The organism is Gramella sp. AN32 (genome assembly GCF_023718305.1).
Lineage (GTDB): Bacteria > Bacteroidota > Bacteroidia > Flavobacteriales > Flavobacteriaceae > Christiangramia > Christiangramia antarctica.
In genome coordinates, this window is record NZ_QEYO01000001.1 from 33,786 (window position 1) to 49,441 (window position 15,656).

Below are 15,656 nucleotides of genomic sequence, written 5' to 3' on the forward strand. Positions count from 1 at the left end.
ATGAAAAAAATAGTATTCGTATTAGGTTTATTGGCGATTTGCGCCTGTAAGGATAATAAAAAAGATTCCACAGATGAGGAAGAAGATTCTTATGTAATCCCGTCATCGGAAAAGTCTAGTGAGGCATCTCCATTAACTGCAAGTATTCAAAGAGGAAAAGCTATTTATTCTGATTTATGTGTAACTTGTCACTTACCAACTGGAAAGGGCATTGCAGGAACTTACCCACCACTGGACGGATCTAACTGGCTCACTGAAAAAAGAGAGGAAAGCATACGCGGGGTTAAATATGGAATGCAGGGAGAGATTGAAGTGAATGGAGAGACCTATAACAATGTGATGACCCCGATGGGATTGAACGACCAGGAAGTTGCAGATGCTTTAAATTATGTAATGAACTCCTGGAGCAATAAGATAGATGATATAGTAACCGCTGAAGAGGTCGCTAAAGTCGATGAAAAGCGTTAAAGTTTCTAGTAATTAACGTATTAGCTTTATCTTTTGCTAATTTCACGTTAATCCGGTATTTTTTAGAAAATTTTAATAGTCTGTACTGTCATAAAGTTTACTTTAGCATAAAATTATTAAAACGATAATTTACGAAAATCAATTAATACTAACGTTAGTGTGTAAATAATTGTATTATATTGCACTGATTTTAGTAAAACAACTTAATCTTTTACCTATGAAAAAATTATTTACTCTATTATTTTGCAGTGCAGTCTTATTTTCCTGCTCTACAGAAAACGACAGTATGGATTTAGCTTCTGACCAAGAAGTTAATTTCGAAGAACAATTAGCCAAAGGGGCTTATGATAATTCCAACCTTGGTATTTATAAAGGTTTATTTACTACTCTTGATGGACAAAACAGAGCAACGATTTATATTACTTTAAATGGTAAGAGTGATCCCTCTGTAGAATTTTCTTTTCCTGATGCCTCTAAATCTGTAGTGAGGTCTTCTGCGAATGTGTCTAAAGGACAATCAGTAGATGCTATTTCTTTTGACGAATCAGGTTTTAAATTCGATTTTACAGTTGAGAAGGACGGATCTAATCCTGCAATAAGCAATATTACCTATATGGGGGACAAAGGTGACGCTATAATTTTAAAAGAAACTTCAAAAGCTGCTGTAACTACTAAAACTGGTACTTATACTTGTGAAACTGGATGTGCTCTTTCTGATGATGATGCAGTACCACACCCAGAATTAGGTGCACCTGGAGCTATCCAAACATTTAATTTTATGTTACAAGGTGGAAACGAGGGTCCTATCACTATGCAATATGTGTTGAATAGTAGAGTGTATGAAGGAACAGCGTTGCAAGGTAGTTGTGATCCAGGTATTTTTGGAAATCTTATAACTTGCGAAATTTTTGCTCAACCAGATTTAAATGGTAATTCTGGTCCTATCAGGTTTCGTAGTTTAGATAATCCTAATACCAGTTTATTATTCCATGAATATGCCGCAGATGCAACTGGTGTAACTTGTTCATCATATTACGGTACAGGAATTTACAGATCTACTTTATTTGGACGATCTACTATTTCTATTATTACTGATGATGCCGTTGGTGAGGGAGGAGATTGTAATAAGAGAAAATAATTCTACCACATTATAATTTTTAAAACCCGGGAAATTTCCCGGGTTTTTTTATTTTTGAATTCACATCTAAACTTCTATTAGTTGCTCTTTAATTCCTACGAATTCGCGATTTTTTTGCCCATTGTTTTCGTTTGCTATTGGTTAATAGGTAGTCGCCAAAGAAAGTTGCAAAATATCTTTTTGCTGGCTGCCAGTTACTTCTTTTACGGGTTATGGGATTATAGATTTTTAATACTAATATTTCTTAGTTCTATAATTGATTATTTAGCTGGAATTGCAATTTTCAAAAGTAAAATACCTGAGAGAAAAAAACTCATTTTATGGATGAGCATCACTTGGAATCTCGGTATACTTTTTTCTTTTAAATATTTCAACTTCTTTACAGATAATTTTATAACTCTGTTCAATTTACAGCACAACGCATTTGCAGTAAGGTCCTTCAATATAATTTTACCTGTAGGTTTAAGCTTTTATACTTTTCAAACTATTAGTTATACCATAGATGTTTATAAAAATAAACTCCAGCCAACCAAAAAACTGCTAGAATTTCTTTGCTTTGTAAGTTTCTTCCCCCAGTTAGTGGCGGGACCCATTGAACGAGCATCTTTTCTACTTCCGCAATTTTTTAAAAATCGACAATTCAAATATTGCGACGCCAAAGAAGGTTTACGCCAAATATTATGGGGTTTATTTAAAAAAATGGTCGTTGCTGACAATCTCGCGCTTGCTGTTAATGCTTTTTTTGATGATCCCATAGAGTACCAAAGTATGGAATTAACCTATGGACTGATCTTGTTTTATTTCCAGATTTATTGTGATTTTTCAGGTTATGCTGATATTGCCCTGGGATCTGCCAAATTATTTGGATTCAAGTTGCATATGAATTTTAAACTTCCGCATTTTGCCACAAGCATTCCAGATTTTTGGAGACGTTGGAATATAACTCTTAGTCAATGGTTTCGTGATTATGTGCACATTCCTTTTCTACAAAACAGGAAAAAATCAATTTTAAACAGGAGACTTGCCTTAATTGTAACGTTTGGATTAATAGGACTATGGCATGGGGCCGCCTGGACTTTTATCATATTTGGTTTCATACATGCCGTTTATATGATTGGTTACCAATTTTACGAAAAGAATTTATCAAATAAAAATTCTAAAAAATTCACCCGTGGAATATTAAGACTAAGATATTTTAGTTCTATAATTTTATCGTTTTCATTCTTAATTATTTCCATAGTATTTTTTAGAGCTCAAAATACTTCTACCGCCTTAATAATATTACAGAGAATTTTTTCTTTAATTCCAGATGGAAACTTCGAATCTATTATTGGTCTAAAAATATTATTTCTCCCCTTACTTATTTTTATGGAAATTTATACTAGAGAAAAGGATTATCCTTTTTTCCAATTAGAAGAACGGATACCAAAATGGACGCGATGGATTATATATTACTTATTTATTTATTTTATAATCCAATTTGGTGGACCCCAGGAATCTTTTATATATTTCCAGTTTTAATATGAAAAAGATTCTTTTGACATGTTTGATCTTTTCCACACCCATAATTATGGTTTTGGTGGGACTAGAAATAACATTAAGAAATATCGATCTGGAAACGAAAGTTAAAGCCGAATTTATAGATAATAATAAGTCGAATATAAAAATTGCCGTTTTAGGATCTAGTCAAACTGAGAGGGCTATTAATCCAGAATTTTTAGATTATTACACTATTAACTTTTCCAATTCCAGCCAGAGAATTCCCGAAAATTACCTTCTGTTAAAAAAATTTTATAAGGAGTTGCGAGCACTACAATTAATTGTTCTGGAATTACCTTATGATATGATTTACAGAGATAAAGAGTATACCTCTAAAATTGTCGATCAGCAAAATTTGATTTTTTATGATGTAAATACTTTTCAAAGAGATATTAAACCTTGGGATTACCAACTCTATCCTTCAAATCCCCAATATTTGTGGAGCAGGATCAAGAATTTTTATTTGGATAAACAAGAAATAACCCCAAATGCTTATGGATTTGATACCAACCATTTTTTTGGTTCTTATCAGGCAATAAACCATAATGATAGCTTAATTTTTGATAAAGATATATTTATTGAAAATGCTAATAACAAGGAAGCATTGCAACCCAATCTAAAAGTCTTAAACAAATTTTTAAAATTATGTGCAGAAGAAAATTTCCAAGTGTTATTATATAGTCCGCCCAATCATTATAGATACAATAATCTAAAAGATGTTCATATAACAAGTGTTAGAGACAGCCTCGTTCAAAATATTCAGGATGAATACCCCACCATTTTATTTTTTAATGAAGAACTAAACCCATCATATACCTCAAAATATTTCTTTAACGCCAACCATTTAAATCCTGATGGCGCAAAAAAAGCCACTAAAGAATTAAATGATTTTATATTGGATCATTATTCTTTGAAATAATGCTACCTATTCGCTGATAAACTTTTCTTGACATTTCTTCTCTTGAAAATCGACCTGCTGCATATTTTTTACTAGATAAAGATATGGCTTTATAGTCCCTATCTTTCATTTTAGCTAATTCCAATATTTTTATTCTAAGCTCAGAAAGATTATCATAAATCCAGCCATTAACGCACTCTTCTACAATTTCTGGAAATGCTCCACTATTTAAAGCGAGAACAGGAATTCCTGATAAGTTTGCTTCAAGTAAGGTTCGCCCGAAGGCTTCGTGCCTTGCATTGGCAATTAGAATATCTAAATTTTGATATATATCTTGCGCAGATTTAAATCCATGAAAAACAATTTTCGAGTTCGTAGGATCAACTAAAGTGTCCTCAACTTCTTCAAAGCCACCTCCAAATAAATGTAATTCAATAATGCACTGGTCATCTTTACAGAGGGATTGAAATAATTCTATAATCTCAACCTGATTCTTTTGTTTATTGAGCCTTCCTACAATTCCAAATCTCAAAATGGTAAAATTATCCCTGATTATAACACTATTTTCACATTTCTGCCCATTATATACCACTAAGGATTTTTGAGTTTCACTGAACTTTGAATAGTAATTCTCTAAAAATCTGGATATATATATATTAGTTTCTACCCGATTCAGATAATATTTTAAACTGTCCATATTTTCTAATTGAAAATTAGTAATAGTATCATTCACCGTTTCCCTATGATGCCAAATTACTGGTAGCTCTAAAGCTCCGGCAACATAAAGTCCCATGGGCAATAACGAAGAATTTACATAGATAAGATCCGGCTGAAACTGCTTGGCGAAGATTATATGTTTCTTCTTCTGAAATTTATTCCCCAGCTGTTTCTTAATTTTATTTTTTGCAATCCAGATTTGTTTCAACAAGGTATTATTCCATATTTTTGAGATGAATTCATCATAATAGAACCAGTTGTAACTTCTAATTATTAGATATTCAATATTATAATCTTTCAATATAGTTTCAATAGGTCCGGCGGAAGGTAATATCAATAATGCCTTAAAATTCTCCTCAATTTCCCTCAACCCTACAATCAAATCGATCAAAGACCTGTTCGCCCCATATAAAGTGGAAGAATGTGCATAAAATAAAATTTTCACCTTTTAAATATTGTTTCAATTCAAAATTATCGATTTAATCCAGTTTTTTTCCAGATATCCTTAATTTCTTCTCCTTCAATTTTAAAAACTAATAATTAACTTTGCACAAATTTCTGTTTATGCTCATTATTGGTATCGCTGGAGGTACAGGTAGCGGTAAAACCACCGTGGTAAATCAAATAACCGAGGAACTTAAAAATGAAGAAGTAGATATTATTTCCCAGGATTCTTATTACAAGGATACTTCCCATCTTGACTTTGAAGAACGAAAAAAGATAAATTTTGACCATCCAAAATCAATTGATTTTGAATTGATGGCCAGTCACCTTAGGTCTTTAAAAAACGGCGATACCATCCAGCAACCCGTGTATTCTTTCATTGAACACAATAGAACCCATGAAACTATAGAAATTCATCCAAGGAAAGTGGTGATTGTAGAAGGGATTTTAATCCTCACCCATCCCGAAATTCGGGAATTGTTCGATATTAAAATCTATGTGCATGCCGATAGTGATGAAAGACTCATTCGAAGGCTAAAAAGGGATATTGCGGAACGCGGCCGGGATCTGGATGAGGTTTTATGGAGATACCAAACTACCTTAAAGCCTATGCACCAACAGTTCATTGAGCCAACCAAAGAATTTGCCGATATTATTATTCCCACCAACAGGCACAATACGGTTGCTGTTGATATCGTTCAAACAATCATTAAGGACCGCTTGTCCTAATTTTGTATATTTAAAACCATGAAGTACAAAGACCTAAAGGAAAAAGGCTGGTTTAAGGTGATAAGCAATAAATATGTGCTGATAAGCCTTGTATTTGCAGGTTGGATGTTTTTTTTAGATACCAATTCCTGGTTTATTCATCACGAACTTAACCAGGAGATTGATGAACTTCAGGATAACAAAAATTACTATCAGGGAGAGATTAATAAAGACAAGGCAACCATAGAAAACCTTCACGATTCCGTAGAATTAGAAAAATTTGCCCGTCAGAAATATTATATGAAAAGGGATAATGAAGATATCTACATTATCGAATATGATTCTGTAAACTAACCTGTTTATAGAAATTTCAAAATTTATTAGCATGAAAGAATTGTTATTTCAGGAATTTCAGGAAGTTTCTGCAAAGCAATGGAAACAAAAAATACAGGTCGATCTCAAGGGAGAAGATTATAATAAAAAACTGGTCACTCCTACCCTTCATGGTATTTCTATCAAACCATTTTATAACGAAGACGATTTAAATAAGACCTATTCCAATTCAGCAAATTCCGGCTGGAATATTTGTGAACAGGTGTATGTAAATGCTGTTAAACCGGCTATCAGGAAATGTTCTGAAAAATTGCAAAAAGGAGCAGAATCGCTCTGGCTAATTATTCCTGATGAATCCATAAACGTTCCCAAATTAATTTCTGAAATTCCTGAGGGCACCAAAATCTTTCTTCAGCTTAATTTTATGAATGCGGATTACTGTCAAAAATTGAATGAATTTCTTCAGAATAAAAATTACGAAGTATTTCTTCAAACTGATATTATTGGTCATCTTTCCCGGGATGGAAATTGGTTTAATAATCTTAAAAGCGATCATTCAGAATTTGAAAAAATTATTTTCAATTCTTCAAATTTTGAATCGGTGATGAGTATCGATACCAGGTTATATCAAAATGCGGGCGCCAATATTCCGCAACAGCTCGCCTATGCTATGGCGCACCTAACGGAATATTTAAACCACTTTTCAGAAATTTCCGAAAAAGTGAACATCAAAAAAGTTCAATTTTTGGTAGCTATAGGTTCTGACTATTTCTTTGAAATTGCAAAATTAAGAGCTTTGCGCTGGTTATTTTCGACTATAATTTCAGAATTTAAAATCGCTGCGGAAATTTCTATTCTGGCAGAACCTTCCCAAAGAAATAAAACGCTTTACGATTATAATGTAAATATGCTTCGCACCACGACTGAAAGTATGAGCGCGATTTTGGGCGGTGCTGATGAAGTTAGAAATTCACCATACGATTCAATTTTCCATAAAAACAATGAATTTGGTGACAGGATTGCGCGAAATCAATTATTGATTTTAAAGCATGAAAGTTATTTAGACAAAGTTGAAAATCCTGCAGAAGGGACCTTTTATATTGAAGTTTTAACAGAGCAAATTGCACAAAAAGCATTAGAGATTTTTAAGGATATTGAAAAAGGTGGTGGATTTTTGAAGCAATTAAAATTAGGTACGGTTCAGAAAAAAATAAGGGAAAGCGCTGAGTTGGAGCAGGAACGTTTCGACGATGGTGAAATTATTCTGATTGGCACCAACAAGTTTGCGAACAAAGAGGACGAGATGTCTAACGATATTGAACTCTTTCCATTTCTAAAACAGAATCCCAGGAAAACTTTAATTGAGTCGATTCTACCAAAACGACTTGGTGAAAAAATAGAAAAGGAACGTTTAGAATCTGAAAAATCAATTTAGTTAGTTTGTTTTGAAAATATCAAATTATGGGCCGCAAGGATCTACAACATATTCAGCTAAATAATTTTCACAATCCATCAAAAATAGATGGGCAGGTTTTTGAAACACCTGAAAAGATCGATCTTAAGAGAGCCTATCAAAAAGAAGACATTGAGAGTATAGAACATCTCAATTTTGCCGCCGGGATCCCACCTTATCTTCGTGGACCTTACAGCACGATGTATGTAAGCCGGCCCTGGACGATTCGCCAGTATGCAGGATTTTCCACTGCGGAAGAAAGCAATGCTTTTTATAGAAGGAATTTAGCTGCGGGCCAAAAGGGCCTTTCCGTAGCCTTTGATCTCCCTACGCACCGTGGTTACGATAGTGATCATGAACGGGTTGTAGGTGATGTGGGAAAAGCTGGAGTTGCCATAGATTCTGTGGAAGACATGAAAATATTGTTTGATCAGATTCCGCTGGAGAAGATGTCGGTTTCCATGACCATGAATGGTGCGGTATTGCCCATTCTGGCATTTTATATCGTTGCTGCGGAAGAACAGGGGATTGCTCCGGAAAAGCTTTCAGGAACTATTCAAAATGATATTTTGAAGGAGTTTATGGTAAGGAATACCTACATCTACCCTCCTACTCCATCCATGAAGATCATTTCTGATATTTTCGAATATTCGTCTAAAAACATGCCGAAATTCAATAGCATTAGTATTTCGGGCTATCATATGCAGGAAGCCGGGGCAACCTGTGATATTGAATTGGCTTATACGTTGGCCGATGGTTTAGAATACATAAGAAAAGGACTGGACGCCGGAATGGATATCGACAGTTTTGCGCCCAGATTATCTTTTTTTTGGGCTATTGGAATGAACCATTTTATGGAAATAGCTAAAATGCGGGCTGCCAGGATGCTGTGGGCAAAACTGGTCAAGCAGTTCAACCCGAAGAATCCGAAATCTTTAAGTCTAAGAACGCATTCCCAAACCAGTGGATGGAGTTTAACGGAACAGGATCCTTTTAACAATGTCGCCAGGACCTGTATTGAAGCTGCTGCTGCAGTTTTCGGAGGAACGCAAAGCTTGCATACGAATGCTTTAGACGAAGCGATTGCTTTACCAACTGACTTCTCAGCAAGAATTGCCAGAAATACGCAATTATATCTTCAAAAGGAAACAAATATCACCAAAACTGTTGATCCCTGGGCAGGAAGCTATTATGTGGAAAGTTTGACCGATGAAATCGCCCAAAAAGCCTGGAAATTAATCGAAGAAGTTGAAGAACTGGGCGGAATGACCAAGGCCATTGAGGCCGGCATCCCCAAAATGCGCATTGAGGAAGCTTCTGCCAGAAAACAAGCCAGAATTGATAGTGGAACTGATATTATTGTTGGGGTAAATAAATACAGGCTGGAACGTGAAGATGAATTGGTTACTTTGGAAGTAGACAATCAAAGCGTTCGAAAACAACAAATAAACAGGCTTGAAAATATAAAATCTTCCCGTGATTCTAAAAAGGTAGAGGCTGCATTAATAAATCTTACAAATTCAGCAAAAACCGGAAAAGGCAATTTATTGGAATTAGCCGTAATTGCAGCTCGGGAAAGGGCGACATTAGGTGAAATAAGTATTGCGTTGGAAAAAGAATTCGGAAGATATAAGGCAAAAATTCAATCTTTTAGCGGAGTATATTCAAAAGAAATGAAAGACGATACATCATTTAATAAAGCCCGGGAAATGGCTGATCAATTTGCGGAGCAGGATGGGAGAAGACCACGAATTATGGTCGCAAAAATGGGTCAGGATGGTCATGATCGCGGAGCAAAAGTTGTAGCTACGGCTTATGCAGATCTTGGATTTGATGTGGATATTGGTCCGCTTTTTCAAACTCCCGCGGAAGCTGCACAGCAGGCCGTAGAAAATGATGTACATATTCTGGGAGTATCCTCGCTGGCCGCAGGACATAAAACCCTGGTCCCACAGGTAATTGAAGAATTGAAAAAACACGGTCGGGAAGATATTATGGTGATCGTAGGAGGGGTTATTCCTTCGCAGGATTATCAGTATCTTTTTGATGCCGGTGCGGTTGCCGTATTTGGACCGGGAACTAAAATAAGTGAGGCAGCGATACAGTTGCTCGAGATCCTGCTCGACTAAATCCGGGGTTTTAAATTATAGGATTTTCTTGGGCTGAAATTTTCATAGGGCAATAAAAACCCTAAGCAAGCCCTTGCGGGTTATCAGAATTTTGCAGGTGCAATATTCCTCCCTTTTATGGCGGCTACAATTGGTTGCCCTGCTTTTTTTCCGAAGAAAAAAGCGTGGGTTTGATCGTTAGCATTACCCAGGCCCAGTTATTGGTATTTTCGGCATTGCCTTGTTTTAGAATTTCCATACTGCTGGCAGCAAACATGTGGGAATAGCCCGCGCTTAAGCCTATCTCCTTTATAAGTTGGTACCCCAGGGAGAAATCCACTTCGGCGCCCAGGTATTTATCTTCCACATCACCTGTTGTATTTATAATATTGGCGGCAGACCAGAATAAATGGGGTTTCAGGGTGGCATTAAATTTTTCCTTTTTATAGGAAAGCTGGGCAAAAACATCAATCAATCCCACTGAATTTGAATGATTTCCTACGTAGAAATAATCCATCCACCCGTTAAATTTATGGTTCGTGCCAAACCAGAGTGTAAAGGAATTCAAATCGGTATCGAGACTGTCCATATCGGTCCCGGAAAGGTATTCTGCCCCAATACCAGCGGCAACTTCTTCACTAAGGCCAATATTTAGTTCGGCCGCAGCATACCAGGCAGAAAGGTCCCTGCTGGCGATTTTACCTGTTTGGTAATAAAGGGCCGCGGTAGCCTTTACACGGTTTTCAGTAAAAGCCAGGTAGCTTCCAAGGGTTTGGTTATAAGCGATTTCCTGTTCCAATCCATTATCGTAAGCCATCCCCAGCTTAAGCAGGAGCAGGCTCAGGCGAAATTTGCCAAAATCGCCATGATACCAGGCATACTGGAAATTTTTATAATTGTTCACCTCATAAGGAACTTCCACCAGGCTTTCATCTTCAGCATTCAATGCCAGCCCTACACATCCAGCCTATGCACTCCCCGCTGGTAAAGCTGGCAAGCAACGCGTCGTGTCTTCTGGCGGTCTGGGCCCAGTTCAACTCCAAACATACGTTCGTCATCATAGGTAATTTCCTGCCTTCCTATTTTAAAGGAAAACTGCGGGGAAAGATAATACTTCCCCCAGGCTTCATGTAAGCTGATGCCGTTAATATCGGCTGCTGCCAGGGTGGCTACGTTCCCCCATACCCTAATATTCTGCAAAGAAGTATAAAATTCGAAATTTTCAGTATTATATGCCACATTCAGGCGACTGCGCTGGGAGACAAAGGCGGCGGCATCGGCCTCATCAGGGAACAGGCTTTTATACCCGTGCCGGTATTCAAAACGCGGCCTCAGTTCAGCTGAAATAGTGAATTCCTGAGCGCTCAACAGACCACCAAGAAAGAAAAACAAAACAGGATAAATATTTTTCATAAATTAAATTCTTATGAATTAAGCACCAGAAGGCCTATCCGGGAACGGCAACCTCAAGAGGGTTAAACCCCGGTTTATTTTTCCAGTTCTTTTATTATTGACGCCACGGTCTCGCTGTCATCAACGCCAAGGCCTTGTTTTTGGTGCACCAGCACACCTTGTTTATCGAACACGCTAATAATATTGGAATGCGAAAAGTCCATTGGGGAAATACGTTTATAACTTACCGCAAGCACGGCGGCAAATTCCCTGGTCGCCTCCGGCGTACCCCTTAAAAAAAGCCATTTTTCATCGTCCATTTGATTTTCTTTGGCGAAATCCTTAAGGCGTTGCGGGGTATCTGTTTCCGGATCTATACTTACGAATACATATTTTAAACTCTTATTTTCGGGTACATCGGCGGCGATATTGCGCATATCGGCGACCAGGCGCGGACATGCCGATTTGCAGGAAGTATAGATCATCACCATAACCAGGACGTTCCCCTTAAGGTCTTCCAGTTCTATTTGTTTATTGTCCTGGGTAGTCCAGACCGCGGGCAAATTATATACCGAAAGCTCCGGTATCTCTTCCTCCTCTATTTTCTCGAGCCTGGCTTGCTCTGGAGCAGGCTTACCCGGATTATCTTTACACGAAAAACCAAGTACTAGTACTGCAAACAATATTAATTTAGAAATTTTCATTAGCGAGCTTGTTTTTTCTGAATGGTTCAATATCCTGCGCACACCTAAAACCAAGGTTGCGTATAGCGAAATTTCCTTTTATGCTACCTCGGAAGGCATAGCGCATAAATGCGGCATAATTCATAAGGTCTGAAGAGCCTATAGCCGCACTGCCACAAAATAGGTTAGTATCTTTATCTACATCCCGGCGGGATTCGCCCGTAATTAACACCGAATTGAAATCCAGCGTCCATTCCCATACCATTCCATGCATATCATACACCCCCCAATAATTCCTGAAAGTACTTCCTACTTCCTGGTTAAACGACTGGGGTTTCTCGTACCAGCCCAGGATAAATTCATTATACGTATCTTTTATTCGGGCATCTGGCAGGGTTTCATCGGCCATGGCTACATATTCCCACTCGTCCAGCGTAGGAAGTCGCTTGCCCTGGCATTCACAATATTTTTTTGCCGCGAACCAGGAGACATTGGTTACAGGCCCTTCTACCAACTCCTTTTTCCCTAATTCCAAATCGTTTTTCCAATGGCGAAGATAATTGCCATCAGCGAAAAGCGCTTTTATCTTTGATCTCTGCCATTCGGGGTTCTTTTTAATGAATTTCAGGTATTCCCCATTGGTAACCGGATAAATATCCATGGCGAATTCATCAACTTTAATCCTGGCAGAATCCCTTCCGTATAAAGGGATATACTCCCCCCCTTCTATAACAGCCATTTTTTCTACCTGTGCGTTGGACAGTAAGGAACCGAATAAAATCGTACAGCCGATGATCAGTTTAAAAAACATGATGGTATATGTTTTGGTTTAAAGCTTAAATACTACTCGGCAGATTTTGATCTCCGTTGTTTTTTAACCATTTCCTCGGTAACTTCCGTTCCGTTATTTTCGAAATTATTATATACATAAGTTAAAACACTGGCTATTTCTTTATCGGTTAGGTTTTGCGCGGTCATCACACTATTATATTTTTTACCGTTCACAGTGATTTCCCCTGTTTTCCCATGCATTACAATATCTACCGCGCGCATCGCATCGGCGTTGAGATAATCTGATTTTGCCAGGGGAGGGAAAGCATTGGGCACCCCCTGACCATTGGCCTGGTGGCAGGCAAGACAGGTCTGGCTGTACACATTTTTACCCAAATCTATTTTCTCTTCTAAAGAAAGCTGCTTTTCGGGTTGTTGGGAAGCTTCAAAATCTTCGTCTGAAATGGGCATTTCCTGGATAGCGCCACCTTCAGGCAGATATACCCCTTCCTGGATCTTCCCGCGGTAAACCCGGTGATTTTCCTCTCCTTTTACTACAATTTGGCCTAATGCGCCTTTGTTAAAGGCACGGAAGATAGAGTGGTCTACCAAAATATATTCCCCGGGCACTTCTACCCTGAATTCTACGATGGCTGCACCCCCCGCCGGGATTAGCGTGGTTTGCACATTTTCATTGATCAGGTTACCACCTTCCACATGCACTTTATCAAAAATTTCCCCGATAACATGGAAAGAAGAAACCAAATTTGGCCCTCCGTTTCCTACGTAAAGCCTGATAGTTTCTCCCACGTTTGCGGTAAGGACATTATCGCCGGTTAGGGCTCCAACTTTTCCATTAAATACCACATAATCGGCATCTTCTTCTATGGCCTTTTTCATGTCGAAAGGCTGAAGTCCAGGATTACCAAAATCACCTTTTGTATAGAAATCCCCCTGCATAATATAAAATTCCTTGTCAACCGGCGATAATCCCTCTTCGGGTTCCACGAGAATAAGGCCGTACATCCCATTAGCTATATGCATCCCTACCGGGGCGGTAGCGCAATGGTATACATACAAACCCGGGTTAAGTACCTTAAAGGAAAAAACCGTTTCGTGCCCGGGGGCCACAAAAGAAGATACTGCCCCGCCGCCAGGCCCGTTCACCGCATGTAGGTCTATATTATGCGGCAACTTATTATCCGGGTGGTTCTTAAGATGGAATTCTACCTCATCGCCTACTTTGGTCCTTATAAAACTGCCTGGGACTGTACCGTTAAAGGTCCAGTATACATAGCTTACGCCATCGGTCATTTCGCCTTCTTCTTCCAGAATTTCCATATCCACTATCAGCTGTTTTGCTTTACGTCTTGCCGTAGGTTTTGGAACATGGGGCGGCGCGGTTAATTCTGCTTTCATTTTTAGGCTAACCTTGATCTCTTCCGGATTTTTTGATGCATCGTCATCCCGGTTATTACAGGATGCCAGGAATAAGGCCAGAAAGAACACAAAGGCAAAGTGCCAGTTCTTTTTAATTTTATTCAATTTTAAGAAGAAGTAGTCCATAGTATTACAGGTGTGATTGTTAATAAATTAATCCTGAGCAAACTTATTCCCGATAATAAAATTAGGATATGACCAAGGTCATAAATAGTTAAGTTTTTCAGGAAATCCTTGGTGTGGCGTCAAAAATCACGGGCAGAAAACCTTATATTTACAACTAAAAGTATGGACTTTACAAAACCTATGCTCCGCGATGGAGCTTTAAAAGGGAAAAATATCGTGGTTACCGGGGGCGGTAGCGGACTTGGTAGAGCCATGACCAAATATTTTCTGGAATTAGGCGCTAAAGTGGCCATTACCTCAAGAAATTTAGAAAAACTTCAGAACACGGTTAAGGACCTGGAAGAAGAAACCGGCGGAACCTGTGTAGCAATTCAATGTGATGTTCGGCATTATGATCAGGTAGAAAATATGCGGGACGAAGTAATCGCAAAATTTGGAAGTATTGATGTCCTTTTAAATAATGCTGCAGGAAATTTTATATCCCCTACCGAACGGCTTAGCGCCAATGCTTTTGATACCATTATAGACATCGTTTTAAAGGGAAGTAAAAACTGTACCCTGGCATTTGGAAAGCAATGGATCGATCAAAAAAAACAAAACAATACCATCCTAAATATCGTTACCACCTATGCCTGGACAGGTTCCGCTTACGTAGTACCCAGCGCTACGGCAAAAGCAGGGGTGCTTGCTATGACCCGTTCCCTTGCGGTGGAATGGGCCAAATATGGAATACGTTCCAATGCTATTGCTCCCGGGCCATTCCCTACTAAAGGTGCCTGGGATCGCTTGCTCCCAGGAGATCTAAAAGAAAAATTCGATCTTTCTAAAAAGGTGCCCCTCAAGCGGGTGGGCGAACATCAGGAACTGGCAAATCTCGCTGCCTATCTGGTTTCAGACTTTTCAGCCTATGTAAATGGAGAGGTGATTACCATAGACGGGGGCGAATGGTTAAAAGGCGCCGGACAGTTCAATTTACTGGAAGATATTCCTGAAGAAATGTGGGATCAACTGGAAGCGATGATAAAAAGCAAAAAAAGTAGGAAAACCCAATAGGAAATGGGTTAGATGAGAAGTTAGTAAATTTCTGATTTTTAGTGAATTTACCGGCTCTAGATTACATGGACATATAAATTTACTAAAGAAGACCTTTCTGAAATTCAGCTTAAAGATGCAAAATGCTGAAGAAGAAGATGAAGATGTGGCCACCATTCTTGAGTTTGAAGATAAGGTAGACGATCTTGAGGCTGATGATATTCAGAAAATGGCTGAAAAATACCTGGATGAAAATTATATTTTGGGAATTTTAATGCCGGAAACAGACGAAATAAAAGAATAAAAAACTTGGTAATAAATTTCAAAAACCGATTATTTGGCGAAAACCGTCTGAATAATCGGTTTTTTCTTTATAAGCTGTTAACAAATTCATTTTCTAAACCTA

The 15,656-nt window shown here is 38.1% G+C and carries 16 protein-coding genes; 10 read left to right on the forward strand and 6 right to left on the reverse strand.

Annotation, left to right across the window (positions count from 1 at the left end):
* The 4 genes from DHD80_RS00180 to DHD80_RS00195 all read left to right on the forward strand — a co-directional run bounded on the left by DHD80_RS00180 (position 1) and on the right by DHD80_RS00195 (position 4,064).
* Positions 1–468 carry a cytochrome c gene (locus tag DHD80_RS00180; RefSeq protein ID WP_251738859.1) on the forward strand — a complete coding sequence of 156 codons (468 nt, stop codon included), beginning with the start codon at positions 1–3 and terminating at the stop codon, positions 466–468.
* 217 nt (positions 469–685) lie between these two features.
* Positions 686–1,606: a hypothetical protein gene (locus DHD80_RS00185; RefSeq protein ID WP_251738860.1), complete on the forward strand. Its 921-nt coding sequence runs from the start codon at positions 686–688 to the stop codon at positions 1,604–1,606.
* Between the two features lie 324 nt (positions 1,607–1,930).
* Entirely contained in the window at positions 1,931–3,127 is a 1,197-nt protein-coding gene (locus DHD80_RS00190) for an MBOAT family O-acyltransferase (protein WP_251738861.1), read from the forward strand.
* Position 3,128: 1 nt separating this feature from the next.
* Positions 3,129–4,064, forward strand: coding sequence for a DUF1574 domain-containing protein (locus DHD80_RS00195; protein ID WP_251738862.1), 936 nt, complete (start codon positions 3,129–3,131; stop codon positions 4,062–4,064).
* On the opposite strand, the gene DHD80_RS19975 is transcribed toward DHD80_RS00195, so the two are convergent.
* Positions 4,036–5,205: a glycosyltransferase family 4 protein gene (locus DHD80_RS19975; protein WP_251738863.1), complete on the reverse strand. Its 1,170-nt coding sequence runs from the start codon at positions 5,203–5,205 to the stop codon at positions 4,036–4,038. The genes DHD80_RS00195 and DHD80_RS19975 overlap by 29 nt on opposite strands.
* Before the next feature lie 119 nt (positions 5,206–5,324).
* Here DHD80_RS19975 and udk point away from each other — a divergent pair, with 119 nt between their 5' ends.
* The 4 genes from udk to scpA are packed head-to-tail and all read left to right on the forward strand — an operon-like array spanning position 5,325 to position 9,827.
* Positions 5,325–5,933 (forward strand): uridine kinase, encoded by a 609-nt coding sequence (gene udk / locus DHD80_RS00205; RefSeq protein WP_251738864.1) that lies wholly within the window; start codon positions 5,325–5,327, stop codon positions 5,931–5,933.
* An 18-nt stretch (positions 5,934–5,951) separates the two neighbouring features.
* Positions 5,952–6,266 carry a septum formation initiator family protein gene (locus DHD80_RS00210; RefSeq protein ID WP_251738865.1) on the forward strand — a complete coding sequence of 105 codons (315 nt, stop codon included), beginning with the start codon at positions 5,952–5,954 and terminating at the stop codon, positions 6,264–6,266.
* A 31-nt stretch (positions 6,267–6,297) separates the two neighbouring features.
* A complete protein-coding gene (locus DHD80_RS00215) occupies positions 6,298–7,680 on the forward strand; it encodes a methylmalonyl-CoA mutase subunit beta (protein WP_251738866.1) in 1,383 nt (460 codons plus the stop codon).
* A gap of 26 nt (positions 7,681–7,706) precedes the next feature.
* Entirely contained in the window at positions 7,707–9,827 is a 2,121-nt protein-coding gene (gene scpA / locus DHD80_RS00220; RefSeq protein WP_251738867.1) for a methylmalonyl-CoA mutase, read from the forward strand.
* A gap of 124 nt (positions 9,828–9,951) precedes the next feature.
* On the opposite strand, the gene DHD80_RS00225 is transcribed toward scpA, so the two are convergent.
* From DHD80_RS00225 to nirK, 5 genes are all read right to left on the reverse strand, one after another.
* Positions 9,952–10,752, reverse strand: coding sequence for an alginate export family protein (locus DHD80_RS00225; RefSeq protein ID WP_251738868.1), 801 nt, complete (start codon positions 10,750–10,752; stop codon positions 9,952–9,954).
* An 8-nt stretch (positions 10,753–10,760) separates the two neighbouring features.
* Positions 10,761–11,219: a hypothetical protein gene (locus tag DHD80_RS00230; protein ID WP_251738869.1), complete on the reverse strand. Its 459-nt coding sequence runs from the start codon at positions 11,217–11,219 to the stop codon at positions 10,761–10,763.
* A 74-nt stretch (positions 11,220–11,293) separates the two neighbouring features.
* Positions 11,294–11,902, reverse strand: a complete 609-nt coding sequence (locus DHD80_RS00235) for an SCO family protein (RefSeq protein ID WP_251738870.1) — start codon at positions 11,900–11,902, stop codon at positions 11,294–11,296.
* The gene (locus DHD80_RS00240; RefSeq protein ID WP_251738871.1) at positions 11,889–12,692 is read right to left on the reverse strand and encodes a formylglycine-generating enzyme family protein; all 804 of its coding nucleotides are present in this window, start codon (positions 12,690–12,692) and stop codon (positions 11,889–11,891) included. Before DHD80_RS00240 ends, DHD80_RS00235 begins: the two co-directional genes overlap by 14 nt.
* A 32-nt stretch (positions 12,693–12,724) precedes the next feature.
* Entirely contained in the window at positions 12,725–14,197 is a 1,473-nt protein-coding gene (gene nirK / locus DHD80_RS00245; protein WP_251738872.1) for a copper-containing nitrite reductase, read from the reverse strand.
* A 183-nt stretch (positions 14,198–14,380) separates the two neighbouring features.
* Here nirK and DHD80_RS00250 point away from each other — a divergent pair, with 183 nt between their 5' ends.
* On the forward strand, positions 14,381–15,271 hold the full coding sequence (locus DHD80_RS00250) for an SDR family oxidoreductase (protein WP_251738873.1): 891 nt from the start codon (positions 14,381–14,383) through the stop codon (positions 15,269–15,271).
* 115 nt (positions 15,272–15,386) lie between these two features.
* Positions 15,387–15,554: a hypothetical protein gene (locus DHD80_RS00255; RefSeq protein WP_251738874.1), complete on the forward strand. Its 168-nt coding sequence runs from the start codon at positions 15,387–15,389 to the stop codon at positions 15,552–15,554.
* Positions 15,555–15,656: the final 102 nt, after the last annotated feature.